Genomic DNA, 24081 nt, shown 5'->3' with positions numbered 1-24081 from the left:
GAACGCAAATCAACAGCCCCATTAAAGGGCAGGGGAAAATTGAAACGCCTAGGCTGGCAACATTCAGCTTTTAATCAGCTTTTTCTCGAGCAGATCCACAAGCTGGTACATAATAGTGGCAAAGACAGCGATGATGAGGAGCGACAGCATGACAAGCGTAAAGTTGAATACCTGGAACCCGTAAATGATCATATAGCCAAGTCCTTTTGAAGAAACCAGGAATTCTCCGACAATCACTCCGACCCAGGACAGGCCGACATTGACCTTCAATGTGGAGATGATGACAGGGAAGGAAGCTGGAAGGATGGCTTCCTTAAAGCATTGGGCCCTGGTGGCGCCAAAGGTCTGGAGCACCTTCAGATAGTTGGGATCCACTTCCTTAAAGGATGTATAAACGACTATGGTTGTAATAATGACTGATATGATGGCGCCCATGGCGACGATGGATGTAAAGCTCGGACCGAGGGCAACAATCAGGATTGGCCCGAGAGCAACCTTGGGCATGGCATTCAGTATGACAAGATACGGATCCAGTATTTTCTGGATGATAGGAGACCACCAGAGAATGGCAGCCAGCAATGTGCCAAGGAAGGTTCCCAGGACAAAGCCGAACACAGTTTCCGAAAGGGTGATTCCGAGGTTGGCCAGGAGAGAGCCGTCGCTCAGCTTGGACAGGAACAGCTCCCATACCTTTGATGGCGAGCTGAAAATCAGCGGATTAATCCATTCGTTCCTGCTGAATATCTCCCAGCCGGCAAAAAAGAAAGCGAATATGACCAGCTGAAAAAAGCGGACCCGCCTTTTCTCGCTTCTCAGCCCCTTCTTGTATTCAAGATGCAGGGCTTCAATCCTGTTATTCTGACTCAAGGGACTCCATCTCCTTCCATACAGTCTGGAACAATGTAGAATATAAAGAATGGCTTCTGGCCTGAAAAGGGCTGAGATTCCGCAGTTCATCCGGGATGTGGAAGGTTTTATGGAGCCTTCCGGGGCGAGGGGAAAACATGAATATCCTATCGCTCATGGCAATGGCCTCGCCGATATCATGTGTCACAAGGATGGCCGTTTTTCCGAAAGCTTTCAGCGTGCCTGAGACAAGGTCTTCAAGCTTCAGTTTAGTCTGATAGTCAAGGGCGGAGAAGGGCTCGTCGAGCATCAGCAGCTTTGGTTCAGCAGCAAGGGTGCGCACCAGGGCCACCCGCTGGCGCATGCCTCCCGACAGCTGTTTGGGGAACTGTTTTTCAACACCGGATAATCCCATTTCAGCAAGCAGGCTGAAAGCATAATCCCTTTTGCTTCCGGTGTCTTCTCCTGCAAGCTTTAAGCCGATCAAGATGTTCTCCTCGATTGTTTTCCAGGGGAACAGATAGTCCTGCTGGAGCATATAACCGATCTTCCGTTCAGAAACATTGACTGGGCGCCCCTCAAGAGAGACCTTGCCCTCTGAGGGTTCTATAAGGCCTGCAATAATGGACAGAAGCGTAGTCTTTCCGCAGCCGCTTGGGCCAAGGAAGGAGACAAATTCCCCTTCCTTAATGCTTAAGGTAATATCAGAGAGGGCCGTGTTTGCAGTGTTTTTGGTAAAATAAGTATGATTGATCTGTTCAATCTCGAGAAAGTCCATTTTTCACCCTCCGTTTCTTTAATTCAGAGCCTTGCCTACTTCATCACTTTTTCGGCAATTTCTGTATTAACTAATGTTTCATGATCAATCCGTTTTGGAAGTTCGCCGGCCTCATCCATAATATCCTGGAGGTTTTTCCATTCCTCTTCATCCAATATAGGATCAGCTGCAAACGAGCCTTGGCTTCTGTAGCGGTCCACTACCATTTCGATGATGTCAAGGTCAGTGTCCTCGAAATATTTCTGGATTACTTCAGCAGTTTCCTGGGGCTCATGCGAATCAACCCACTGCTGTGCCTTATAGATTGCACGGGCAAATTTCTCAACCGTTTCACTGTTTTCTTTCATATAGCTTTCTTTTGCCATAAAGGTGGTATAAGGTACATGACCGGATTCTGTGCCAAAGGAGGCGACAATATGCCCTTTGCCTTCTTTTTCAAACACGCTGGCAGTCGGTTCGAAAAGCTGAACGAATTCACCTGTGCCTGAAGCGAAGGCTGGAGCGATATTGGCATAATCTACATTTTGGATCAGGTTTAAATCTTCCTGGGGATCAATTCCATGCTTCTTCAATACAAACTCCCCTACCATCTGAGGCATTCCGCCTTTGCGCTGGCCAAGGAAGGTTTTCCCCTTCAGCTGATCCCATGTAAAGTCGTCGATCTTTTCCCGGGATACGAGGAAGGTTCCATCTGTCTGTGTCAGCTGCGCAAAATTGATGACAGGATCATTTGTGCCCTGGCCGTATACATAGATGGAGGTTTCCGATCCGACAAGCGCCACATCTGCTCCATCCGAAAGAAGGGCTGTCATCGTTTTATCTCCGCCAGGGGTGGTTGTCAGTTTGACATCAAGGCCTTCTTCTTTGAAAAATCCCTTTTCAATGGCAACATATTGGGGAGCATAGAAGATGGAACGGGTAACTTCCGCAATCCTGACAGTCTGGACTTCGTCTTTGCCGCAAGCCGCCAGCGGCACCAGCAGTACAAATACAGCCAGCAAAGAAAAACCTATTTTTAAAGCTCTTTTCATGCTATTGCCTCCCGTGTGTAAAGGTGTGTGTTCTTATCTAAGCTATCGTATGATTTGGGAAAAAAATGTGTGAATGCCCAGGAACGGAAATTTAAAGGAAGGCTTTGTGCCTATTATTCTGCAGGGTTAAGGAGATGAGAATTGATGGAAGAAATGATTATAGACAGGCAGCGCTATCCTTCCCCAAACCCTGCCATTGAATTGAGCCTTATCACTTATACAGCCGGGGGATTAAAGATTAAAGGCCTGCTGGCAGAGCCGAAGGATGGGGAGATATATGATGGATTCCTTTATTTGCGGGGCGGAATCAAAAATGTGGGGAAAGTCAGGCCGGGGCGGATTGTCCAATTTGCTTCAGAAGGTTTTATTGTATTTGCGCCATTTTACCGGGGAAACCAGGGAGGGGAAGGGAATGAAGATTTTGCAGGTGAAGACAGGGAAGATGCATTTTCAGGCTTCCGCCTTCTTCAGAATCATCCCCGTGTAGATAAAGTCCATATTTTTGGCTTTTCCAGGGGAGGAGTCATGGCGCTCCTTGCAGCCATCCATCATCCTGAAGCGGCATCTGTCGTTACATGGGGCGGAGTCAGCGATATGGCATTGACGTATGTGGAGAGGAAGGATTTGCGGAGAATGATGAAGCGGGTAATTGGGGGAACACCGGTTAAATATCCTGAACGGTACGAAAGCAGGACCCCCCTCTATCATCTTGAGGATATGGGGCCTCCCGTGCTGATCATTCATGGAGCTAAGGACCACAATGTTTCTGTCGAGCACGCCTACAGGCTTGAAAAGCGGCTGAAGGCATTGGGGAAGCCGGTCGAGAGCTGGTATTTCAACGAATATACCCACTACTTCCCGCCGGCTGTCAACCGCAGGGTGGTTTCCGATTTAACTGCATGGATGAAAAAACAGGCTGAATACTGTACTATAAGAGTAGATTAGAGAATGAAGGAGAGATATCCTATGGGAATGCCTTTGGAATTAAATACAATGATTGTGACAAAGGGCAGGGAAACCAGGCTTGAAGACAATTATTTTACTCTTGAAAAAGAAGGCTACAGGATTTATCCGCTGGACATCCCCGTAGAAGTCCGCAAAACAAAAGAAGCTGATCTAAGCGGAACTGCCCTGATCAGGAAGCTTGAAATGCGAGATGGAAAAACACGCATCACCTATCAGCTGGTAGCACTGAATTCGACTAACTAAAAAGGCAGGCCCCTGTGATGGAGGCCTGTTCATTTTTTGTAAACGGCCGAAGAGGAAAGATTAGTGAAGCGGACCGATATACAGCGACTCTGGACGAAAGATCGCATTGTTGTCGGCCTGTTCAATTACGTGTGCTGTCCAGCCTGCTATCCGGGCAGCAGTGAATGTAGGTGTAAAGAGGGAGGAATCCATCTTCAGGGCTTTCATGATGGCTGCTGCGTAATATTCGACATTTGTATATAATGACCGGCCCGGCTTATATTCCCCCAGAAGCCTCAATGCTGTTTGTTCCGTTACCAGCGCCATATCAAGCCATGTATCATGGCCGGCAAACTGCTGAAGCTTATCCTTTAATGCTGCTGCCCGCGGATCCAGCGTTTTGTATATGCGATGGCCAAACCCCATCAGCTTTTCCCCCCGCTCCAATTTCTCCCTGATGACAGCTTCTGCATCTCCCCGCTCCATTATTTCATCCAGCAGCTCTATCACTCCTGATGGAGCCCCTCCATGAAGCGGGCCTTTCATTGTGCCGATTGCTGAAGTAATGGCTGAAATAAGGTCTGATTCTGTGGATGCAGTCACTCTTGCTGAAAAGGTCGAAGCATTCATCCCATGCTCCATTGTAAGAAGCAGATACGTTTCCAAAGCCTCTGAATGGGCCTTTTCAGGGATTTGTCCCTTCAGCATATAAAGATAATTGGCAGCATGGCCCAAAGAGGGTTCAGGATCTACCGGCTGCTTCCCTTCCAGCAGCCGGCTCCTGAAAGCGATCATCACTGGTATGAGAGCGGTCAGCTGGACAGCCTGCCTTACTGCTGGCTTTTCCAGGCTTCCTCCAAGTGAGGATACAGCGGTTCTTAACACGTCCATCATGCTGAAAGACACGGGCATGGCTGTTATAATGCTGGCCACATGCGGAGGAATCGCCCTGAATGAGTGGAGTTCAGTCTTCAAATCGTCCAGTTCCCCGCGGGCGGGCAGGCGGCCATGCCAAAGCAGGAAAGCTGCTTCTTCAAAAGAGCACTTCCTGGTCAGTTCTCCGATTTCATAGCCCCGGTAAATCAGCTGTCCCTTCAATCCATCCACATGGCCAACGGAGGTTTCAGCAGCAAGGATTCCTTTTAATCCTTTAGCAATCATTCTCATTCTCCTTTCCTTATCTGCTTTCATTGTATAAAATATTAATTATTAAGAAAATTAATTATTTTTAATTGAAATGATTAAGAAAATTAATCAGGAAGGGTGGAGCTATGGATTTAAGCTGGGTGACAACATTTATTGCAGCGGCAGAGACTGGCAGCTTCCGGAGAGCGGCAGACCTGCTTTATATCTCGCAGCCTACTGTTACAGTTCATATAAGGCAGCTGGAAAAAGAGACCGGGGCAGCTCTTTTTGAACGGGGAGGCAGAAAGGTGGAACTGACCGAAGAAGGCAGAAGATATCTGGAACACTGCCGGAAGCTGATGGCTGTCCATCAGGAAAGTCTCGAAGATCTGCAGTCCATTTCACAGGGGTTCACTTCATCGCTGAATATTGCCATTTCCCCGCTTGTTGCTGATACCATCCTTCCATATGTACTGAAAAGCTATATAAAACAGCATCCAGAGGTCGAGATTTCAGTCGTCATCGCTGATTCGTCCGATATAGAAGGAGCTGTCAGCAAGGGGGTTGTGGATATTGGCCTTTCATGTCTTCCGGCCGCTGACCCGCAAATGATATCAGAGCTTCTATACAATGACAGGGTAATGCTTGTCGCCGGACATGACGGGAGAGATTCGGAAAGTGCCCCGCCCCTTGATGAAGAAGAGGTTCTCTTGTCTGCCTATCTTCTGACACATAACCACCCAGGCTATTGGGACCAGCTTTGCAGGGCGGTAAAGATTCGTTATCCCCGCGTGAAAATGATGCGGGTGTCGCAGACGCATATAACCAAGCGCTTTATAGCCGAAGGCCTTGGTGTATCTTTCCTGCCTGAGTCGACTGTGAGGCGGGAGCTTCTGGAAGGACGGCTATTGGAGGTAGAGTGCAGGAATATACAGCTGCCGGAAGCAGCTGCCTATGCAATCATGCGGTACAGCCATTCAAAGCAGAGGGAATTTTTAAGCTTTCTATCCAATTACAGAATCTAAAAGAGGGCAAACTGCTGCATGTTGTTTTGAAGCCTGGCTGAAAAGGAATGGATAAGCAGGGAGATGATAACAGTGGCATTTGATTATAAAATGGACTTTGAACAGATCGATTTCCGCAAAAATCCGGAGAAATACAGGGTTGGGAGAGGGGAGCAGGGGGTGCTGCTGGTCGAACCATATAAAAGTGAAATTCTTCCCCATTGGCGTTTCCGGACGCCGGAGATTGCAAAGGAGTCATCGGAAAAGATTTATCAGCTTTATTTGGAGTATAAGAAAAAAGGAGATTTTCCCGGCATGGACATGAGCCGTAAATTCATTCAGATGGGTTATACGCGTGCAAGGCGGTATGCGAATTATAAAGGCGGACGCAAGTATGATGATGATGGGGAGGTAAAGGAAAGGACCCTTGATGAGGAAAAAGCGGAGTCGGCACGTATTTTTAAGGAAAAATGGAACCTGTTCAGAGAGGACCAGGAGTACCTGGAACTAAAAAAAGCCCATCAAAAGAAATATGGATAGAACAGCAAGCCGTGCCAGGATTCCGGGCACGGCTTGCTGCTTTTACCTATTCACTGTTAAAAGAATCTCGGCTTTAATCAATAGTCAGGCCTCTGAAGGACCGCCTTTTTCCTCGATTTCAGCCGGTACGTCTGTGAATTTTTTGAAATTGGCCCTGAATTGGGCGGCAAGCTCTTTTGCTTTTTCGGCATATGCTTCCGGATCTGCCCATGTTTTTACTGGCTGAAGGACATCATCAGGAACACCAGGCACGTGAAGCGGAATCTCAAGGCCAAAGATTTCATCTTTTGCTGTCTCAGCATGATTCAGTTCACCGATCAAAGCAGATTGAACCATTGCGCGTGTGTAGGCAAGCTTCATGCGGCTGCCTGTTCCGTACTCCCCGCCTGTCCAGCCTGTATTGACAAGGAAGACGTTGGCATTATGCTCGCTGATTTTCTCGCCGAGCATTTGAGCATACCTCATTGCCGGCAAAGGCAGGAACGGTGACCCGAAGCAGGTTGAGAATGTGGCCTGCGGGGAAGTGATGCCGCGCTCAGTTCCGGCAAGCTTTGACGTATAGCCGCTTAAGAAATGGTACATGGCCTGCTCTTTAGAAAGCTTGGAGATTGGAGGCAGTACCCCAAACGCATCCGCCGTCAGGAAAATAATCGTATTCGGATGGCCGGCGACGCTAGGATCGACGATATTGTCGACAGCCTGGAGCGGATAGGCCGCACGGGTATTTTCTGTCAATGTATTATCGTCATAATCAGGAAGGCGTGACTCCTGATTGACGATGACATTTTCCAGGACAGATCCGAAGCGGATGGCGTCAAAAATCTGCGGCTCCTTCTCGCGTGTCAGGCCGATGCATTTTGCATAGCATCCACCCTCGACATTGAAAACTCCTGTTGATGACCAGCCGTGCTCATCATCTCCGATCAGGCGGCGGTTTGGATCAGCGGAAAGTGTCGTTTTCCCTGTTCCGGACAGCCCGAAGAAAAGGGCCACATCGCCTTCTGTGCCGACGTTTGCCGAACAGTGCATAGACAGGATGCCGTTTTCCGGAAGGACATAATTCATGATAGAGAATATCGACTTCTTGATTTCCCCGGCATATTCCGTGCCGCCAATCAATATAGTCCTGCGCTCGAAGGATACAATGATGAACGTCTCGGACTGTGTCCCGTCAATAGCCGGATCTGCTTTAAAATCAGGGGCGGAAATGACAGTGAAGGCAGCTTCATGTTCGAGCAGCTCTTCTTCAGAAGGACGTATGAAAAGCTGATGGGCAAAAAGATTGTGCCATGCATATTCATTGATTACTTGAATAGGAAGCCTGTGCTTTGTGTCGGCTCCTGCAAAACCTTTAAACACGTAAACTTCTTCTTTATCTTTTAAATGATCGATCACTTTAGTATAAAGACTGGAAAAGATCTCTTCGGAAATAGGCTGGTTCACTGGTCCCCAGTCGATCTTATCCTTCACGGATGCTTCTTCAACAATATATTTATCCTTTGGCGACCGGCCGGTATATTTTCCGGTTGTGGCGCAGATTGCACCAGTTGCCGTCAGGACGCCTTCCTGTTTATTCAGTACTTTTTCCACAAGCTGGGGTACAGACAATTGCATTTGAATATTCTGGCCTTGCAATAGGGTGCTGAGTTCGTTTGGGATGCTTACAGAATTCATCTGATGAATACCTTCCTTTGCCAATTTGTTTTTGAAAGTGATTACATCTCAAAAATAGTATAACACATTTAAATTATTAATCTATACTATTTAACTTTTTTCCTTGTGTTAACAAGAAATTGTAACAATTCACCTATTCTGAGAGGAAAGCTGCATAATTTTTTGTTGTTAAGGGTAAAAAAATAACAAAGTCAAGGGATATTTCGTGAATATATATTGACAATATGGTGAACGAAGAGGGATAATAAGGAAAAAAAGGGGAGCGATAAGCATGAACAGCAATCAAAAGGTTATAATCTTCACCAAAAATATCGGCGGAGCCATCCTGGCAGCTGGAATTCTCACTTTTCTGGCTGGATTTTTTGCAAACGGTTCCAGCTTACTGACTCCTATCGGAATCGGAATGGTCATAGGAGCAGTTTTCATTTTCCTCATGGGCATCTTCTTTAAAGCAACAGAAGAAATGCTCGAAAAAACAGAAGGCTGCAGACTGACAGTACAGCACAAAAAATAGGAGCGTCGGATGACGCTCCTTTTATTTTGCAGGAAAAAGGGGACTGAAAAAGCTTTTCAGTCCCCTTTTTGATTTCTAGGTGCCACTTAAGATCTGATGTTCTGATTTCCTTATCTCTCTTAGGTATAGTAATGGCAATAAATCGCCGGAACCCGAAAGCACAAAAAGTTAAGTAAGCCTGTTGATTGGAGAAGGCACGAAGACCCCTGCGGGATTGCAGCGAAAATGTTGAGACCCCACAGCGCGGAGCGCGATGAGGGTCAACTTCGCCCCGCGGAAAGCGAAGTGCCTGGAACGCAAATCAGCAGTCCTCATTTATACGGGGGGCGTTCAAAAGAGCAGACCTTCCCGGACCTGAATGTGGGAATCAGTGACAGGTTGTAAAATAAGTGGATGAATTCCCCCTAATTTCTAAAAAGCTTTAAAAATAGCTCAAATAGACGGAGAAATTCCGGCTATCAACTCAAAAAACAGGAAAAAGGGCAACTTCGCTTCCCTTAACCGGAAAATCTCCGCTTATTTTATGGCTTGCTGGCCACTCAAGTAACGGGAAGACTTCCAGATTTTTATAACCAATCCTTCACTAAACTGCTCAATCATTCGAATAAGCCTCTCATAAAGTAATACCACAAAATGTAAACTGTTCTTGGTTATAAGAATAAGCAACGACCCTTTACGAAATGAGCCAATCTTTATTCTGAGGTACAGTAATGGATTAATGAAATGCCGGAATCAAACCTGCAAAAAAGTTAATTAGACCTGTTGGTTGGAGTGCAAGGCACGTAGACTCCTCATAAAATGCATGCGCATTTTTCTCGTGCGAAGAAATATCGAGGAAGAGGATTCAACGTCCTGCGGGATTGCAGCGGCAATGCTGAGACCCCACAGGAGCACAGCAAAGAGGAGGCTCAGCGTCGCCCCGCGGAAAGCGAAGTGCCTGGAACGCAAATCAACAGCCTTCATTTATAAGGCAAAAAAAAATAGGAGCGCCATTTGACGCTCCTATTTTTTATGGTTAAAGCAAGGCGCTTCCGCTTTTAGTTTTACATATAACCCCAAATCATGGTAAGCAATGTACCAAACACAGTCACCAGGGCTATAAAGATCGAATAATAAATATTGGTGAAAATCGTTCCTTTGTCATCTGATTCTCCTGCGTGCATGAATACGACCAGCTGCAGTGCAGCCTGTATGAATGCCGTAATAACAAGGATCGTCAGCCCGACTGCATAGGACATGTCAAAGAAGTAAACCATGAGGGCCACTGCTGTCAGGATTAGTGAGAATACAAAGCCCATCACTTGTTTGCGAGGAAATAATTCGCTCATTGTTTACATCAGTCCTTTCAGGTAAATGAAGCTGAAGATGAAGATCCACACAACATCAAGGAAGTGCCAATACAGTGAAAAGATGAATGACTTATTGGCAGTGTGGGGATTCAATCCGCGTTTTTTCACCTGCAGCATGATTGCCAGTCCCCAGAAAATCCCGAACGTAACGTGGAGTCCGTGAGTCCCCAGTGTAGTGAGCAGGATCGCTGTAAAGGCGCTTGTCTGAAGTCCTGCACCGATATGGACATAGTGTATGAACTCGTATATTTCTACACTCAGGAATCCAAGTCCAAGAAGGATGGTAATCCCAAAGAATGCAAGCATCGCTTTTTTATTGCCGAGCCTCATGGCATGAATCGCCAGCCCGATCGTAAAGCTGCTCGTCAAAAGAACAAATGTCTCTATCAAAACAGGTGAGATCTCAAAGATTTCACCGGCAGACGGACCGCTTCCGGTCCTGTCCACCAAGGTAAAATATCCGGCAAAGAGTGTTGCGAAAAGCATGATTTCCGCACCAAGGAAAATCCAGAATCCCAATATCTTTGTCTTATTTTCTTCAGTACTAAATTCAAGCGGCAGCGAGTGATCTATTTTCATTAGTTAGCACCCCGCATATTAGTTTCATTTTCAGTTTTTTCGATTTCCTTAACCGGGATATGGTAGCCATAATCCTTTTGGAACGACCATACTGCCATGCAGGCAAAGATTCCGATCGTTGTGATGATGACTGGAATCCACATAGCAAAGATGAAGGAGAAGCCCCATGCAAAGAAGATGCAGCTTAAGATAAATGGCAAGCCGCTGTTATTCGGCATATGGATTTCTTCATATTTGCCAGGGAATAGGTTGTGTCCGTGTTTCTTCGCATCCCAGAGGCCTTCAGAAGTCTTCACCTCAGGCAGTACGGCAAAGTTATATACCGGCACCGGTGTGTTTGTCGCCCACTCAAGGGAACGTGCATCCCAAGGATCTGAACCGATATCTCTTGAAGCATAGCGTGTGCTGTAATACACATTGTATACAATCAGGGCGAATCCGACAGCAAGCCCTGCAGCTCCAATAAAGGAAAGCATATTCCAGATGCCGTATCCAGTAGCTTCAGAATAAGTGTACGCGCGGCGCGCCTGTCCGTCCAATCCTGAGAAGAACATCGGCATGAAAGCAAGGAGTGTACTCATGGAGATAATCCATGCAGTCAGCTTCCCGATCTTTTCGTTCAGGATGTAGCCGAACATTTTCGGCCAGTAGAAATGGAAACCGGCAAGCATCGCGAAAACTACACCCGGAATAATAACCATATGGAAGTGGGCAACCAGGAACATTGTATTATGATACTGGTAATCTGCAGCCGACATTCCGAGCATGACACCTGTTACCCCGCCGATTGTGAAAATCGGGATGAAGAGAAGGGAATAAAGCATTGGCGTCGTAATCGTAATTTTCCCTTTCCAGAGCGTCAGGAGCCAGTTGAAGATCTTAACTCCGGTCGGCACGGCAATCGCCATGGTTGTAATAGAGAAAATACTGTTTGTCAAAGCTCCCTGGCCCATTGTAAAGAAGTGGTGGGTCCAGACAAGGAAGGACAAGAGTGAAATGATCACCATGGATCCTACCATTGATTTATAGCCATAAAGGTTCCTGCGTGCGAACGTTGAGATGATCTCGCTGTATATACCGAAAGCAGGAAGTATCAGAATGTATACCTCAGGGTGTCCCCATACCCAGAAGAAGTTTGCCCACAGCATATCCATACCGCCATTGCTGGTCGTAAAGAAGTTGGTGGCAAATAATCTGTCAAGAGATCCCATTGCAAGAGCAACAGTCAGTACAGGGAAAGCAAATACGATAATGATGCTGGCAACAAGTGATGACCATGTGAACATTGGCATTTTCATCAATGTCATGCCAGGAGCACGCATCCTGAGGATGGTGGTTACCATATTGATACCGGTCATCAATGTACCCAAACCAGCGATTTGCAGTGAGAACATATAATAGTTGGTTCCGACTGATTCGCTGAACTCAGTCCCTGCAAGAGGGAAGTAGGAAGTCCAGCCGGCATCAGGCGAACCGCCGATAACGAATGAGATGTTCAGCAGCATGGCACCCATGAAGAAGAGCCAGAAGCTGAGTGCATTAAGTTTAGGGAAAGCAACGTCGCGTGCCCCGATTTGAAGCGGCACAACAAAGTTCATGAAAGCCATGATGAATGGCATTGCCATGAACAGAATCATAACTGTTCCGTGCGTTGTGAAAATTTCATTATAGTGCTGTGCGTCAAGGAGGGTATTGTCCGGCACAGCCAGCTGGGCACGCATCATGATGGCATCTGCGCCGCCTCGGAAAAGCATGAGCAGGGCAGAAATCAGATACATGATCCCAATCCGTTTATGATCGACTGTTGTCAGCCATTCTCTCCACAGATAGCCCCATTTTTTAAAATAAGTCAAGCCTGCAATGATGGCAATAACCGTTAAACCTATAGCAACCATTGACGCATAGATTACAGGGCTGGGATGCGGAATGGCAAAACGTTCAAAGAATTCCATAGGATTTTAAACTCCTTTCTAGGGTAGCGGGTCTGTTCTTATTAATGGCCTTCATGTTCTGAGTGGCCATTGTCGCCAGATCCGTCCTCTTCCATATCCATATGTTCATGATCTGAGTCAGCATCATGGCTGTCAGAGCTGGAACCATGGTTATGGCCGCCATGCTCGCCTTCAGGTGCGGGCATGAAATCAAGATGTGTTCCGGTATAAGTTGACTGTCCAAGATGCCCCGGTTCAAGCAGTTCATTGAATTTTTCTTCCGTAAGAGGCTCAGCCGTATCTTTCACGTCATCAACCCATTGGTCAAACTCTTCCTGCGGCATGGCTGTTACATTGAATGTATTTTCAGCAAAGCCTTTTCCGTTAAAGTTGGCATTGCGCCCCATATATTCACCGGGTTCATCTGCTCCCAGGTGCAATGTGTTGACCATATCAGCCATGGCATATTTTTGTCCGCCAAGCTGAGGGATCCAGAAGCTTGTGATCGGTCCGTATGAATAGAGCTTAAATTCAAGCGGGCGGTCAGTCGGTACATATAGATAGTTGACTGTTTCGATATCTTCTTCTGGATAGCTGAAATGCCATTTCCAGTTAGAAGATGATGCATATACGACTAAAGGCTCTTTGTCGCCGTATCCTGTAGGTGCTGATTCCACTTTATAGTTGCTTTGTGTGGATACAACCGATAGGAAGATGACGATCAGGACGGGGATACCGACACAGACCGCTTCGACCAGAAGATTTCCTTTAATATGCGGCGGTTCATAATCCTTGCTTTGCTTTGAAGAGCGGTATTTATAGAGCATATAAGCAAGCATGGCAAAAACCACAAGGACGATGACAGACATGATTGCCGTTGACAGGATGATGTCTTTTGCCTGGACGGCGGCCTGAGGCCCCTTGGGATCCAGCACCATCAGCGGCTCACAGCCTGATAGAATAGTAATGATTGTAAATATTCCTAAAAGCAAAGAATATTTCTTTTTCATGGATAAGCCCCTTTCTCAATGGCTGAAAGTTTAATAACATAATAATAGTGTATATGTTACATAGTTCACAATCTGTTATCATCATAAGCAATTTTAAAGGGTAATTCAATAGAATGTGAAAGGTGTCACAAATTGTTCAAGAAGATAGAAATTCTTTCCGAACTTTGCGGCATATTATTTGCACAACAGAAATTAAGGGGGCTTGCCAAGGCGGGGGAAACTCCTGCAGCTAAGCAGAAGAGGCATTATTTATAATGAAACATATATTATATAGATATAAGTTTACACTGCTTCTATATTGATTGAAAGGTATGGTAAAATTTAATAAAAAGCACGATTTTACAGGCGGGAGATGGTAATGTGAAAACGATGGCCCTTTACGACAATACTTGCCAGCTTTGCCAGATGACAAAAAAATCTTTCCAAAAGCTTGACCTGCTCCACAGGGTAGACTGGGTTTCACTCCAGAAATATGAACAGGAGCATGGAGAAATTCAGTTCAGCAGCAGGGAGCTGAGGAAAGAGCTTCATATTATAACTCCTGAAAAAAAGGTCCTGAAAGGTTTCTATGCAGTAAGAAGGCTGCTGCTGCTGTTCCCCCTGACCTTCGTTCTCGGGCTCTTTATGCACCTTCCTTTCGCATCTGCTGCCGGGGTTCCGGTATACCGGTGGATTGCACGGAACAGACACAAACTGCTTAGGAAGAAATGCAAGGACGGCAGCTGTTCCCTGTGATTAATTTCCATATCGGATTTTCTGCAGGTGCAGGATGAATTTCTTCTTGCTATAGCGGAGAAAATGATTGACGCCGCTACATCTGTACGTTATGATTTTACCTTGAACGGATACTCTCTTATCCCGAGCTGGTGGAGGGACAGGCCCGATGAAACCCAGCAACCTGCTAATGATGCTTTTGAAAACGGATATATGCTGAAAAGAGCATAACGGTTCAAATTACCAGCCAGCAATGGTCTGTTTTTAGCAAAGGTGCTAACCTGACGCAAGGAAGATTCCTTGAACGATAAGAGTGAAAGGCGCGAATCATTTTGCTTTCAACCTTTTCACTTTGGGAAGGTTTTTTATTTTGCATTTTGAGGGATGTCTTTTAATTGCATATTATGGAAGTTTTTGCATAAAGCTGATTTACAAGGGCTATGCATTTAACAGGATAAAATCATACAATTTCTATTGTGCCTGGCTTATATATAATGCCTTTGACCGGTTTTCTGCATCGGCGGTGACCTGCCTTTTCAGCACTTGCCTGAGAATGCACGTACCGGGGGATGGAACCAGCCGGTTATGCAGATTGTGAAGCAATGCATACGCGAGAGCGGGATAAAAACTCCATGTTTATTCAATACTACTTAGGGAATGAGTACCGTATCAATCCGAGGGGAAGAATAAGGTGTAGCGCCGGATAAGAACCTCACTCTATTCTTATAAATAAGGAGGAAATCAGATGTCAAATAAACGCCGTTTGTTTACTTCTGAATCAGTTACTGAAGGTCATCCGGATAAAATCTGTGACCAGATTTCTGATGCAATTTTAGACGCTATCTTAGCAAAAGACGCAAATGCCCGCGTTGCTGCTGAAACATCTGTTACAACAGGGTTAGTCCTTGTTGCAGGTGAAATTACAACATCTACATATGTTGATATTCCTAAGCTTGTCCGCGAAACAATCAAGGATATCGGCTATACCCGTGCTAAATACGGCTTTGATTCCGAAACATGTGCTGTCTTGACTTCCATTGATGAGCAGTCAGCTGACATTGCAATGGGTGTAGACCAGGCGCTTGAAGCGCGTGAAGGCCAAATGTCAGATGAAGAAATCGAAGCGATCGGCGCAGGGGACCAGGGCCTTATGTTCGGCTTTGCCTGCAATGAAACGAAAGAGCTTATGCCTCTTCCGATTTCCCTGGCGCACAAATTATCACGCCGCCTGACAGAAGTGCGCAAAGAAGAAATTCTTCCGTATCTGCGTCCGGATGGCAAGACACAGGTGACTGTTGAGTATGATGAGAACGACAAGCCGGTACGCATCGATACCATTGTCATCTCCACACAGCACCATCCTGAAATCAGCCTGGAGCAAATCCAGCGCAACCTGAAAGAACATGTCATCAATCCGGTCGTTCCAAAAGAACTGATCGATGAAAATACAAAATACTTCATCAACCCTACTGGCCGTTTTGTTATCGGCGGACCTCAAGGGGATGCAGGTTTGACTGGCCGCAAAATCATTGTTGATACTTACGGCGGATATGCACGCCACGGCGGAGGCGCATTCTCCGGCAAGGATCCTACAAAGGTTGACCGCTCAGCAGCTTATGCAGCCCGCTATGTAGCGAAGAATATCGTCGCTGCCGGCCTTGCTGATAAGGTTGAAGTGCAGCTTGCCTACGCCATCGGGGTAGCGCAGCCGGTTTCCATTTCTGTTGATACATTCGGAACAGGAACTGTGAGCGAAGATACGCTTGTCGACCTTGTCCGCGATAACTTTGATCTTCGCCCGGCAGGCATCATCAATATGCTGAACCTGCGCCGCCCTATCTACAAGCAGACTGCAGCTTACGGACATTTCGGCCGTACAGATGTTGATCTTCCTTGGGAGCGCACTGACAAAGCAGATACACTGCGCCAGCAGGCTGGAAAATAATCCTTATAAGAACAAAAAAGCGGGAGTGCTGAAATATGCAGCTCCCGCTTTTATATTTCGTCTAAAGGGATAGAGCGTTTAACGGTCTGCTGATCTGTGAATAATTCTTGTAAATGCCTAATTTTTCCCCTGCCTGTTTTTCATGTTGATAGTGCCATTTTTTCAGGTTTAGTGGTAGTATTAGAGAGTATGTTTTTTGGGATTAATGTGTGATATGGCAGATTATGGCTGGCCGGGCAAGCACTGCACCGGCATGAATGCCTTCCGCTGTTTTTTTCAGACGGAATGGGATTTTGACTAAATTGAAGAAGGTGAACTACATAATGTGCGGTTTTATCGGCTGTGTCCATGAAAATGCGCAAGTTCTGAACGATGCGCAAAAGCAGCAGTTTGAAAATATGAATAATATCATTACCCACAGGGGGCCTGATGATGCAGGCTATTACAATGATGAACATATCCAGTTCGGCTTCCGCCGCCTGAGCATCATTGACATCGAATGCGGCCATCAGCCGCTGACCTATGAAAATGAGAGATACTGGATCATTTTCAATGGCGAAGTCTATAACTATGTGGAGCTTCGCGAAGAGCTCATAAAAGAAGGCCTTACATTTGAGACCAATTCAGATACAGAAGTAATCATCGCGCTATACAGCCACCTGAAGGAAAAAGCGGTTGAAAAACTCCGCGGCATGTTCTCATTTGTCATCTGGGATAAACAGGAGCAGTCCTTATACGGGGCTAGAGACCATTTCGGAATCAAGCCTTTCTTCTACCTCGAAAATGATGGGAAAACATTTTTTGCTTCTGAAAAGAAAAGTATCCTGATGGCGCTGGAAAATGACGTCCTTAACTATGAGTCCCTTCAGCATTATTTGACGTACCAGTTTGTTCCGGAGCCGGAAACAATGTCCGCTGGCATCCATAAACTTGAACCGGGCCATTATTTCACAAAGAAAATCGGTTCTCCGATGGACATCAAACGCTATTGGAAGGCTTCCTTCCAGCCTGTCCAAAAGTCTGAGCCGGAATTTGTGAAAGAAATAAAAGACGTCCTGTTCGATTCTGTTAAAATGCATATGCGAAGCGATGTACCGGTTGGTTCATTCCTGTCCGGCGGCATCGATTCTTCCATCATTGCATCCATTGCAAAACAATACCATCCGAATATCAAGACATTTTCTGTCGGCTTTGAGCGGAACGGATTCAGCGAAATTGATGTAGCCAAAGAAACAGCGGATAAGCTGGGTGTTGAAAACATCAGCTATGTGATCACACCGCAGGAGTATATGGATGAACTGCCTAGGATCATGTGGCATATGGATGATCCGCTCGCAGATCCGGCATGTGTGCCTTTATATTTCGTTGCCCGTGAAGCACGCAAGCATGTAACGGTTGTCCTTTCAGGCGAAGGTGCGGATGAGCTGTTCGGCGGCTACAATATTTACCGTGAGCCCCAGTCGCTTGAAATGTTCAATAAAATACCGCAGGTCGGGAAAGCTTTCCTGAGGCTGATTGCCAGGATGATGCCTGAGGGCATGAAAGGCAAAAGCTTCATTGAACGCGGCGTGACTCCGATGGAAGAAAGATATATCGGAAATGCAAAAATGTTCACTGAAGAAGAAAAGCGCAGGCTGCTTGGCGTCTACCAGAACGGCATCGATTATAAAGATATCACAAGGCCTTTATATGCGGAGAGCCAGGGCTATGATCCTGTGGACCGTATGCAGTATATCGACATCCACACCTGGATGCGCGGCGACATTCTATTGAAGGCTGATAAAATGACCATGGCCCATTCCCTTGAGCTTCGCGTGCCATTCCTTGATAAAGAGGTATTCAATGTAGCTTCAAGGATTCCGACAAACCTGAAAACGGCCAATGGAACGACCAAATATATTTTGAGAAAAGCGGCGGAGGGCGTTGTGCCTGACCATGTGCTAACCCGCAAAAAGCTTGGCTTCCCTGTCCCGATCCGCCACTGGCTGAAGGACGAGATGAACGGGTGGGCAAAAAAAATAATCCGCGAAAGCAGCACGGATCATTTGCTTAATAAAGACTATATTCTGAAGCTTCTTGAAGACCACTGCCAGGATAAAGCAGACAACAGCAGGAAAATCTGGACTGTGCTCATGTTTATGCTCTGGCATGATGTGTATGTCGAAAAGAAATATTCATTTGAAAAGGAACTGATCAGCGAACCATCCTTTCAGCCTATGAAAGGCTAGCGGGAAAGATAGGTAATTGCCTGTCTTCCCATCTGCACCCAGGCTTCTTCAAAGCCATCAATGGGTGCTTTTTTATTTTTCTCTCCTGTGAGCGGATCGTTAAAATATACGTATCCAGAGTCATATCCTGTAATCAGGACAGAATGCTCTTTATAAGTGATCTTAACCGGCCCGCTAGGCGTCTCCCATGTCTGAAAATAATCCGGAGCCAATTTCTGATAGGCCGTGTTCGTAATCACCCAGACAGGCTGTCCATCTGATAGATGCGTTTTCAGCTCTGTAAAATCAGAACCGGTCAAATCAATTATTTCGCCGGGCAGGTACTTTTCGGCCAGATCCTTGACCGGCTTGTGGTATACACCAAGACCTGGCCCATCAAGGGAATACATGTCACCGATGAAGCCGTCGTTCGGATGGCCGTAATATACTTTGCCATTCTCCTTTTTGTAGGGAGTCGGTTCTTTTTCTATTTCCTTTGCGAGCGTCATTTTATCTGCCTGAACCCCGGCATGCTGCAGCAGCATGCTGAGACTAGTAACCTCGCAGCCCCGCGGAAGCTCAGGGAGCTGATGCAGAACAGGGGCGTCAAGCAGCACCTCATCCTTGATTTTTATGATAGGCCGGTCAAGTGTCTTGTCCAAAAAGGAACTCGCCGATGTCAAAGGAGATTTGATCCAGGACTTGATCCGGTCTGCAATACCGCCTGGCGAACCTGGCTGATTATGGTCAATGGCTATGGCCCCTGCAAGGAGTACAGCAATGAAGATAAATAGAATAAAAGGGCTGAAGAGACGCTTTCCTTTCTTTGCTTTTAAAAGAAGAGAAAGAAAAAAGATCAGCAGCAATAGAATAACAATAAAGAGATAATTCATTTGCACCACCTTGTGTTATCGTGTTCCAGCCCATTCAGCCGCTTTTGGCTGATAAGCATAAGTTTTTTCCAATAGGGTAACTATAAAGTAACTAGCCTGTCCGTTATGCAGCCGCCTTCTAGTCTTTGAGCGACTTATAATACTGGCCCTTTTCGGCATATTCGCGGCTGATCCGTTCCATATCCTTAATATCCTCTTCTGTCAGTTCCCTGATTACCTTTGCTGGCCTTCCGAATGCAAGTGTATTGGGCGGGATCTTCTTGCCTTGAGCTACCAGGCTGCCGGCCCCGATAAAGGCGCCTTCCCCGATTTCGGCATTGTCGAGGATGATAGACCCCATGCCGACCAGCGCTTTTTTGCGGATGATGCAGCTGTGAAGGATGACCTGGTGTCCGATGGTCGCTTCATCTTCAATGATTAACGGGTTGCCAGGACTTTGGTGAAGGACGGAATTGTCCTGCACATTTACTTTTTTGCCGATGATTGTCGGGGCTACGTCGCCGCGGATAACCGTATTGAACCAGATGCTGGATTCGTCGCCAATTTCAACATCCCCGGTGATGGTCGCATAATCAGCGATATACGCTGTCGGCGAAATGCGGGGGAATTTCCCTTTATATGGGTAGATCATTTTATACACTCCCTAGTTGTAATAGTTAGATTTTATCATTTTTTGTCGGAGCAAGCCGCCATTTTTTTCAGGAGATTGTATTTTCTGGCGAAGCTGCCATTTGGCAAACAGCTTCAGATTATAGGATAATGCTAGTAGAAAATTTGTGTACTAACAGGAGGAAGACTATGTGGAAATGGGAAGCTGAAGGTGAAGCTAAAGCGGTGATCGTTATGGTCCATGGTGCTATGGAGCATCATCGCCGATACGGCTGGCTTATCGAAATGTGGCGTTTATCCGGTTTTCATGTAATTATGGGCGATCTTCCCGGCCAGGGCATGACAACCAGATCAAGAAGAGGCCATATCGACTCCTTTGATGAATACATATTTGAGATTAAGGACTGGATCCAGGCTGCCTATCAGTTTGAACTGCCGGTATTTCTGCTGGGGCACAGCATGGGAGGCCTGGCGTCAATCAGGCTGCTTCAGGAAGAACGGATGAATCTGGCAGGGATCATCTTGTCCTCGCCATGTCTAGGGCTCATTCAAAAGCCATCCGGTATGCTGAATCTTTTATCTTACGGACTTAATAGAGTGGCGCCGAGCCTCAGGATGAGTTCCGGACTGACGATTGAAATGGCCACAAGAAACAAGGATGTCCAGGAGGCAGATCTGAATGACAGCCTTTATGTGACAAAGGTGTCTGTCAGATGGTACAGGGAGCTGGTCCATGCCATTAAGCTCGCTTTTGAAAATCAGGAAAAGACACAGGATATCCCCATGCTTGTTATGCAGGGAGGGGAGGACAAGATTGTCAATAAAGCGACGGTTAAAAACTGGTTCAATCAGGCGCCCTTGTCTGAAAAAAGGTTCAAGGAATGGCCTAAATGCTATCATGAAATCTTCAATGAACCGGAACGGGAAGAAATTTTCGAATATGCCAAGGACTTTGTCGACAGCCAGCTGAAAACGCTCGGCTACCTTGTATAAGAGGTGTTGAAATGACTGTACCTTCCATGCCAATCCCTTTAATGACAAAGGTATATAAAAAAATCATCCCTGAAGTCCACCGCGAGCTGGCGTACTGGAGGGAAAGGGCCGGGAACATCCCTGATCCTGAGCTTAGAAAGCAGGCGCTGGCAAGCATCGGCCATAAAGCCTTCCACTGCGAGGGAGGCGCCATCATGGCCCTTTTGGCCAAGGACCGGTATAAGGAGGCTGTCCGGTTCATTGTCGCCTATCAGACGGTAAGCGATTATCTGGACAATCTTTGTGACAGAAGCACCTCCCAGGATCCTGCTGATTTCTCCGCCCTTCATGAGGCTATGGAAGATGCCCTTTCCCTGGAGCCGGGATCAGGTGATTACTACCGGGAGCGGCAGGAGAAAGAGGACGGCGGTTATCTCGCAGAATTGGCCGGAGCCTGCCGGGGGATGCTGAGGGGCTGCAGGCATTATGAAAGCATCCGCTCTTATTTAAAGGAGCTTTGCCGCTATTACTCCGATCTGCAGATCCATAAACATGTCTGTCCCGAAGAACGGGTCAATAGGCTGCAAAATTGGCATGCAGAATACAGAGGACTTGTTCCTGAAATGGAGTGGTATGAATTTTCAGCCTGTTCAGGCTCTACACTCGGGATTTTCAGTCTTGTGTCCTGCGCCCTGTCTGATGAATTTGCCGAGGAGGATGCAGCAAAAATCCGCCGCGGCTATTTTCCTTATATCCAGGGACTTCATATCCTCCTCGATTACCTGATCGACCAGGAGGAAGACCTGGAGGGAGGAGATTTGAATTTCTGCTTCTATTATCAGGATGAACAGCAGCTTTTTGCACGATTGCAGCACTTTATTGCCGAGGCGGATAAGCATATTGAAGGCCTGCCGCACAAAAGCTTCCACCGGCTCATCAACAGGGGGCTGCTCGGCATTTATCTCTCCGATGAAAAAGTGCGCAGGCAAAAGCATGTGCGCCGCCTGGCCCGCCATATCATAAAAACAGGCGGTCCGGTCAGCTATTTCTTTTATGTGAATGGAAGGGCCTATCGGACTGTGCAAAAATGGGTGCCCGCTGGATTAGCCAGGCTGCTTTTTTAAAAATTGCATTGTAAAGCGCTGTCCCAGGTCAGCGCTTTTTTTATTGGATAAAAGAGGCATTAAAACCTGCCCGGCCTGCACCCCGAAGTCTTTCCTCCCGTCATTGCAGCGCTAAAACAAAGAAGCCTGCACAGCGGCAGGCTTTCATCTTTTTTCGATGGCTATAATAAAAGGCGGTTTATTGGCCTGGTTGATAAATTGATATTGCAGGACATGAGCGCGCTCCTGCTCAATGGTTTTAACATATCGCAGGAGATAGTCCCTTTCAACCGCTCCTTCAAAATGTCCATGGTAGATCACCAGGACGATGACAGCTTCTGCTGGCATGACTTCCAGGAGCTGTTCAATTGCAGAAATGGTTGTGCGCGGCCGGGTAACCACAGTTTTGTCGCTTCCCGGCAGATAGCCCAGATTGAAGATGGCCGCAGCAATCTTCTTATGATGGACAGGCGGTATGCATTCCAGGAGCTGTTCGTGGCCGCTGTGGAAAAGGGTTGCGCGCTCTTCCATGCCATGTCCGGATAAGCGGATTCTGCTATTATGTATAGCCTGTTCCTGGATGTCAAACCCATATACCCGCCCATTCGGCCCGACCAGATTGGCCAGGTAAAGGGCATCATGGCCATTGCCAAGAGTGGCGTCTACAACAATATCCCCGGGACTTACCGCTTTCTCAAGGATGGTCCGGGCATAGGGAAGAATTCTCTCAAGTTTCATGACAAACCTCCAATTGCATAACTGTATGTATTATAGGTATAAGCTATTAAGACAAAACAGGCTGCACCGATCGTTTCCGGTGCAGCTGATGCGGACATGACTTACTGTAAAGCACCGGTTTCAGAAGGCTGTGTATAATATTTTCCCTGCCAGCTGCCGCGGCGCTTCATCTCTGCATCAATGGAATTGAGGACATCCCATTTATTGACGCTCCACATAGGGCCAATCATAAGATTGATCGGTCCGTCCCCCGTTATCCGGTGGATAATCATTTCTGGAGGAAGGATTTCAAGCTGATCGCAGACGAGGCGGACATAGTCTTCCTGGGAGAGAAATTCAAGCATCCCTTTCTCATACTGCTTGACCATCGGTGTTCCTTTCAGGAGGTGAAGAAGGTGAATTTTTATTCCCTGAACATCAAGCTTGGACACCTCACGGGCCGTCTCCATCATCATGTCCGGCGTTTCAAGCGGAAGGCCATTGATGATATGCGAACAGACGCGGATGCCATGCCTGCGGAGTTTGCTGACACCGTCAGTATAGCACTGATAATCATGCGCCCTGTTGATCAGCCGGGCAGTACCCTCATGCACTGTCTGCAGGCCAAGCTCTACCCATAGATAAGTTCTTTCGTTCAGTTCAGCCAGGTATTCGATAACATCATCTGGAAGGCAGTCCGGGCGTGTCGCTATCGACAGGCCGACAACATCTTCCTGGGCAAGCACCTTTTCGTAGCGCTCCCTCAATACTTCGACAGGTGCATGTGTGTTGGTGAAGGCCTGGAAGTAAGCCATATACTTGCCATCTTTCCATTTATGATGCATCTTTTGTTTAATTTCATTAAATTGGTTTTCCAGATCATCAGCCCGGTTGCCGGCAAAGTCGCCTGAGCCGGCAGCACTGCAGAAAGTACAGCCGCCAAAGGCACGTGTACCGTCCCGGTTCGGGCAGTCAAAACCTCCATCAAGAGCCACTTTGAAGACTTTATGGCCAAAAACCTGGCGGAGATGGTAATTCCACGTATGGTATCTTTTATTGTCTGAGGCAAATGAAAAAGGATTGGCCTGATTCATGTCAGACACCTCCTTTAATGGACGCGGGGCATCCGCTTTTCTATTATGGATTTTACCATAAATTAAATTGAAGGGGCATGCGGTATTTACTTTATTGATTTTGGGCTATTCGTCTGAGGCAAAAGTTTACATGCCTTTGAGCTGTGCTGAAAAACTGGCAGATAATTATCTAGCTGAATGAGCCCAAATTCAACAGCACTTTTTAACAGAGCAAAATTGCCAATCAGCTCGATATGGGAGTGGTCTGCCATGATTTCC

Annotated in this window: 24 protein-coding genes and 1 riboswitch; of the genes, 11 read left to right on the top strand and 13 right to left on the bottom strand. The window is 46.7% G+C overall.

Annotated features, from left to right (window positions below; translation table 11 throughout):
• Positions 1–63 precede the first annotated feature (63 nt).
• From N288_RS18865 to N288_RS18855, 3 genes are read right to left on the bottom strand one after another with little or no spacing between them, the layout of a single operon-like run.
• Entirely contained in the window at positions 64–867 is an 804-nt protein-coding gene (locus N288_RS18865) for an ABC transporter permease (RefSeq protein ID WP_009795291.1), read from the bottom strand.
• Complete coding sequence (locus tag N288_RS18860) at positions 854–1624, bottom strand: ABC transporter ATP-binding protein (RefSeq protein ID WP_009795290.1); 771 nt, start codon at positions 1622–1624, stop codon at positions 854–856. Before N288_RS18860 ends, N288_RS18865 begins: the two co-directional genes overlap by 14 nt.
• 35 nt (positions 1625–1659) lie before the next feature.
• Positions 1660–2655: an ABC transporter substrate-binding protein gene (locus N288_RS18855; RefSeq protein WP_009795289.1), complete on the bottom strand. Its 996-nt coding sequence runs from the start codon at positions 2653–2655 to the stop codon at positions 1660–1662.
• 144 nt (positions 2656–2799) lie between these two features.
• On the opposite strand from N288_RS18855, the gene N288_RS18850 reads away from it, so the two are divergent.
• Entirely contained in the window at positions 2800–3600 is an 801-nt protein-coding gene (locus N288_RS18850; RefSeq protein WP_009795288.1) for an alpha/beta hydrolase family protein, read from the top strand.
• A gap of 21 nt (positions 3601–3621) precedes the next feature.
• On the top strand, positions 3622–3864 hold the full coding sequence (locus tag N288_RS18845; RefSeq protein ID WP_009795287.1) for a DUF2584 domain-containing protein: 243 nt from the start codon (positions 3622–3624) through the stop codon (positions 3862–3864).
• Between the two features lie 60 nt (positions 3865–3924).
• Here the strand turns inward: N288_RS18845 and N288_RS18840 are convergent, their stop codons facing one another.
• Positions 3925–5004: a citrate synthase/methylcitrate synthase gene (locus tag N288_RS18840; protein WP_022544308.1), complete on the bottom strand. Its 1080-nt coding sequence runs from the start codon at positions 5002–5004 to the stop codon at positions 3925–3927.
• A 110-nt stretch (positions 5005–5114) separates the two neighbouring features.
• Here N288_RS18840 and N288_RS18835 point away from each other — a divergent pair, with 110 nt between their 5' ends.
• Both N288_RS18835 and N288_RS18830 read left to right on the top strand, forming a co-directional pair.
• A complete protein-coding gene (locus N288_RS18835; RefSeq protein ID WP_009795285.1) occupies positions 5115–5993 on the top strand; it encodes a LysR family transcriptional regulator in 879 nt (292 codons plus the stop codon).
• A 72-nt stretch (positions 5994–6065) separates the two neighbouring features.
• On the top strand, positions 6066–6512 hold the full coding sequence (locus tag N288_RS18830; protein ID WP_022544307.1) for a DUF4385 domain-containing protein: 447 nt from the start codon (positions 6066–6068) through the stop codon (positions 6510–6512).
• Positions 6513–6596: 84 nt separating this feature from the next.
• Here the strand turns inward: N288_RS18830 and pckA are convergent, their stop codons facing one another.
• Positions 6597–8186 (bottom strand): phosphoenolpyruvate carboxykinase (ATP), encoded by a 1590-nt coding sequence (gene pckA, locus N288_RS18825; RefSeq protein WP_009795283.1) that lies wholly within the window; start codon positions 8184–8186, stop codon positions 6597–6599.
• A gap of 271 nt (positions 8187–8457) precedes the next feature.
• Here pckA and N288_RS18820 point away from each other — a divergent pair, with 271 nt between their 5' ends.
• Entirely contained in the window at positions 8458–8700 is a 243-nt protein-coding gene (locus N288_RS18820; protein ID WP_009795282.1) for a hypothetical protein, read from the top strand.
• Between the two features lie 1043 nt (positions 8701–9743).
• On the opposite strand, the gene qoxD is transcribed toward N288_RS18820, so the two are convergent.
• From qoxD to qoxA, 4 genes are read right to left on the bottom strand one after another with little or no spacing between them, the layout of a single operon-like run.
• A complete protein-coding gene (gene qoxD, locus N288_RS18810) occupies positions 9744–10028 on the bottom strand; it encodes a cytochrome aa3 quinol oxidase subunit IV (protein WP_035403236.1) in 285 nt (94 codons plus the stop codon).
• 3 nt (positions 10029–10031) lie between these two features.
• Entirely contained in the window at positions 10032–10628 is a 597-nt protein-coding gene (qoxC, locus tag N288_RS18805; protein WP_009795279.1) for a cytochrome aa3 quinol oxidase subunit III, read from the bottom strand.
• Complete coding sequence (gene qoxB / locus N288_RS18800) at positions 10628–12580, bottom strand: cytochrome aa3 quinol oxidase subunit I (protein WP_009795278.1); 1953 nt, start codon at positions 12578–12580, stop codon at positions 10628–10630. Before qoxB ends, qoxC begins: the two co-directional genes overlap by 1 nt.
• Positions 12581–12621: 41 nt before the next feature.
• Positions 12622–13569: a cytochrome aa3 quinol oxidase subunit II gene (gene qoxA, locus N288_RS18795; RefSeq protein ID WP_009795277.1), complete on the bottom strand. Its 948-nt coding sequence runs from the start codon at positions 13567–13569 to the stop codon at positions 12622–12624.
• 132 nt (positions 13570–13701) lie between these two features.
• Here qoxA and N288_RS25725 point away from each other — a divergent pair, with 132 nt between their 5' ends.
• The 4 genes from N288_RS25725 (at position 13702) to asnB (ending at position 18456) form a co-directional block, all read left to right on the top strand.
• Complete coding sequence (locus N288_RS25725) at positions 13702–13824, top strand: hypothetical protein (RefSeq protein WP_009795276.1); 123 nt, start codon at positions 13702–13704, stop codon at positions 13822–13824.
• A 114-nt stretch (positions 13825–13938) separates the two neighbouring features.
• Positions 13939–14304 carry a thiol-disulfide oxidoreductase DCC family protein gene (locus N288_RS18790; protein WP_009795275.1) on the top strand — a complete coding sequence of 122 codons (366 nt, stop codon included), beginning with the start codon at positions 13939–13941 and terminating at the stop codon, positions 14302–14304.
• A gap of 115 nt (positions 14305–14419) precedes the next feature.
• Positions 14420–14597, top strand: a riboswitch (SAM riboswitch).
• 431 nt (positions 14598–15028) lie between these two features.
• Positions 15029–16228: a methionine adenosyltransferase gene (metK, locus tag N288_RS18780; RefSeq protein ID WP_009795273.1), complete on the top strand. Its 1200-nt coding sequence runs from the start codon at positions 15029–15031 to the stop codon at positions 16226–16228.
• Positions 16229–16551: 323 nt separating this feature from the next.
• On the top strand, positions 16552–18456 hold the full coding sequence (gene asnB / locus N288_RS18775) for an asparagine synthase (glutamine-hydrolyzing) (RefSeq protein ID WP_009795271.1): 1905 nt from the start codon (positions 16552–16554) through the stop codon (positions 18454–18456).
• Here the strand turns inward: asnB and N288_RS18770 are convergent.
• Entirely contained in the window at positions 18453–19328 is an 876-nt protein-coding gene (locus N288_RS18770; protein ID WP_009795270.1) for a C39 family peptidase, read from the bottom strand. The two genes, asnB and N288_RS18770, sit on opposite strands and share 4 nt — an antisense overlap.
• A 118-nt stretch (positions 19329–19446) precedes the next feature.
• Positions 19447–19959, bottom strand: coding sequence for a gamma carbonic anhydrase (locus tag N288_RS18765; RefSeq protein WP_009795269.1), 513 nt, complete (start codon positions 19957–19959; stop codon positions 19447–19449).
• Positions 19960–20126: 167 nt separating this feature from the next.
• Here N288_RS18765 and N288_RS18760 point away from each other — a divergent pair, with 167 nt between their 5' ends.
• On the top strand, positions 20127–20930 hold the full coding sequence (locus N288_RS18760; protein WP_009795268.1) for an alpha/beta hydrolase: 804 nt from the start codon (positions 20127–20129) through the stop codon (positions 20928–20930).
• A gap of 11 nt (positions 20931–20941) precedes the next feature.
• Positions 20942–22033, top strand: coding sequence for a tetraprenyl-beta-curcumene synthase family protein (locus tag N288_RS18755; protein ID WP_022544304.1), 1092 nt, complete (start codon positions 20942–20944; stop codon positions 22031–22033).
• A 144-nt stretch (positions 22034–22177) separates the two neighbouring features.
• Here N288_RS18755 and N288_RS18750 read toward each other — a convergent pair whose 3' ends face one another.
• Positions 22178–22750, bottom strand: a complete 573-nt coding sequence (locus tag N288_RS18750) for a class I SAM-dependent methyltransferase (protein WP_009795266.1) — start codon at positions 22748–22750, stop codon at positions 22178–22180.
• A 101-nt stretch (positions 22751–22851) separates the two neighbouring features.
• Positions 22852–23823: a TIGR01212 family radical SAM protein gene (locus N288_RS18745; RefSeq protein WP_009795265.1), complete on the bottom strand. Its 972-nt coding sequence runs from the start codon at positions 23821–23823 to the stop codon at positions 22852–22854.
• Positions 23824–24081 lie beyond the last annotated feature (258 nt).

Source organism: Bacillus infantis NRRL B-14911 (genome assembly GCF_000473245.1).
Lineage (GTDB): Bacteria > Bacillota > Bacilli > Bacillales > Cytobacillaceae > Bacillus_AB > Bacillus_AB infantis.
Note: the sequence above shows the minus strand (reverse complement) of the source record. Positions and strands in the feature narration are given on the sequence as shown.

What these genes read in the sequence shown, in the direction of transcription:
- N288_RS18760 (WP_009795268.1), top strand. Translation starts at nt 20,127, where the DNA reads ATGTGGAAATGGGAAGCTGAAGGTGAAGCTAAAGCGGTGATCGTTATG.
- N288_RS18765 (WP_009795269.1), bottom strand. Translation starts at nt 19,959, where the DNA reads ATGATCTACCCATATAAAGGGAAATTCCCCCGCATTTCGCCGACAGCG.
- N288_RS18850 (WP_009795288.1), top strand. Translation starts at nt 2,800, where the DNA reads ATGGAAGAAATGATTATAGACAGGCAGCGCTATCCTTCCCCAAACCCT.
- pckA (WP_009795283.1), bottom strand. Translation starts at nt 8,186, where the DNA reads ATGAATTCTGTAAGCATCCCAAACGAACTCAGCACCCTATTGCAAGGC.
- N288_RS18855 (WP_009795289.1), bottom strand. Translation starts at nt 2,655, where the DNA reads ATGAAAAGAGCTTTAAAAATAGGTTTTTCTTTGCTGGCTGTATTTGTA.
- N288_RS18840 (WP_022544308.1), bottom strand. Translation starts at nt 5,004, where the DNA reads ATGATTGCTAAAGGATTAAAAGGAATCCTTGCTGCTGAAACCTCCGTT.
- qoxB (WP_009795278.1), bottom strand. Translation starts at nt 12,580, where the DNA reads ATGGAATTCTTTGAACGTTTTGCCATTCCGCATCCCAGCCCTGTAATC.
- N288_RS18750 (WP_009795266.1), bottom strand. Translation starts at nt 22,750, where the DNA reads ATGAAACTTGAGAGAATTCTTCCCTATGCCCGGACCATCCTTGAGAAA.
- qoxD (WP_035403236.1), bottom strand. Translation starts at nt 10,028, where the DNA reads ATGAGCGAATTATTTCCTCGCAAACAAGTGATGGGCTTTGTATTCTCA.
- N288_RS18745 (WP_009795265.1), bottom strand. Translation starts at nt 23,823, where the DNA reads ATGAATCAGGCCAATCCTTTTTCATTTGCCTCAGACAATAAAAGATAC.
- asnB (WP_009795271.1), top strand. Translation starts at nt 16,552, where the DNA reads ATGTGCGGTTTTATCGGCTGTGTCCATGAAAATGCGCAAGTTCTGAAC.
- qoxA (WP_009795277.1), bottom strand. Translation starts at nt 13,569, where the DNA reads ATGAAAAAGAAATATTCTTTGCTTTTAGGAATATTTACAATCATTACT.
- N288_RS18820 (WP_009795282.1), top strand. Translation starts at nt 8,458, where the DNA reads ATGAACAGCAATCAAAAGGTTATAATCTTCACCAAAAATATCGGCGGA.
- N288_RS18845 (WP_009795287.1), top strand. Translation starts at nt 3,622, where the DNA reads ATGGGAATGCCTTTGGAATTAAATACAATGATTGTGACAAAGGGCAGG.
- N288_RS18790 (WP_009795275.1), top strand. Translation starts at nt 13,939, where the DNA reads ATGGCCCTTTACGACAATACTTGCCAGCTTTGCCAGATGACAAAAAAA.
- N288_RS18770 (WP_009795270.1), bottom strand. Translation starts at nt 19,328, where the DNA reads ATGAATTATCTCTTTATTGTTATTCTATTGCTGCTGATCTTTTTTCTT.
- N288_RS18755 (WP_022544304.1), top strand. Translation starts at nt 20,942, where the DNA reads ATGACTGTACCTTCCATGCCAATCCCTTTAATGACAAAGGTATATAAA.
- metK (WP_009795273.1), top strand. Translation starts at nt 15,029, where the DNA reads ATGTCAAATAAACGCCGTTTGTTTACTTCTGAATCAGTTACTGAAGGT.
- qoxC (WP_009795279.1), bottom strand. Translation starts at nt 10,628, where the DNA reads ATGAAAATAGATCACTCGCTGCCGCTTGAATTTAGTACTGAAGAAAAT.
- N288_RS18860 (WP_009795290.1), bottom strand. Translation starts at nt 1,624, where the DNA reads ATGGACTTTCTCGAGATTGAACAGATCAATCATACTTATTTTACCAAA.
- N288_RS18835 (WP_009795285.1), top strand. Translation starts at nt 5,115, where the DNA reads ATGGATTTAAGCTGGGTGACAACATTTATTGCAGCGGCAGAGACTGGC.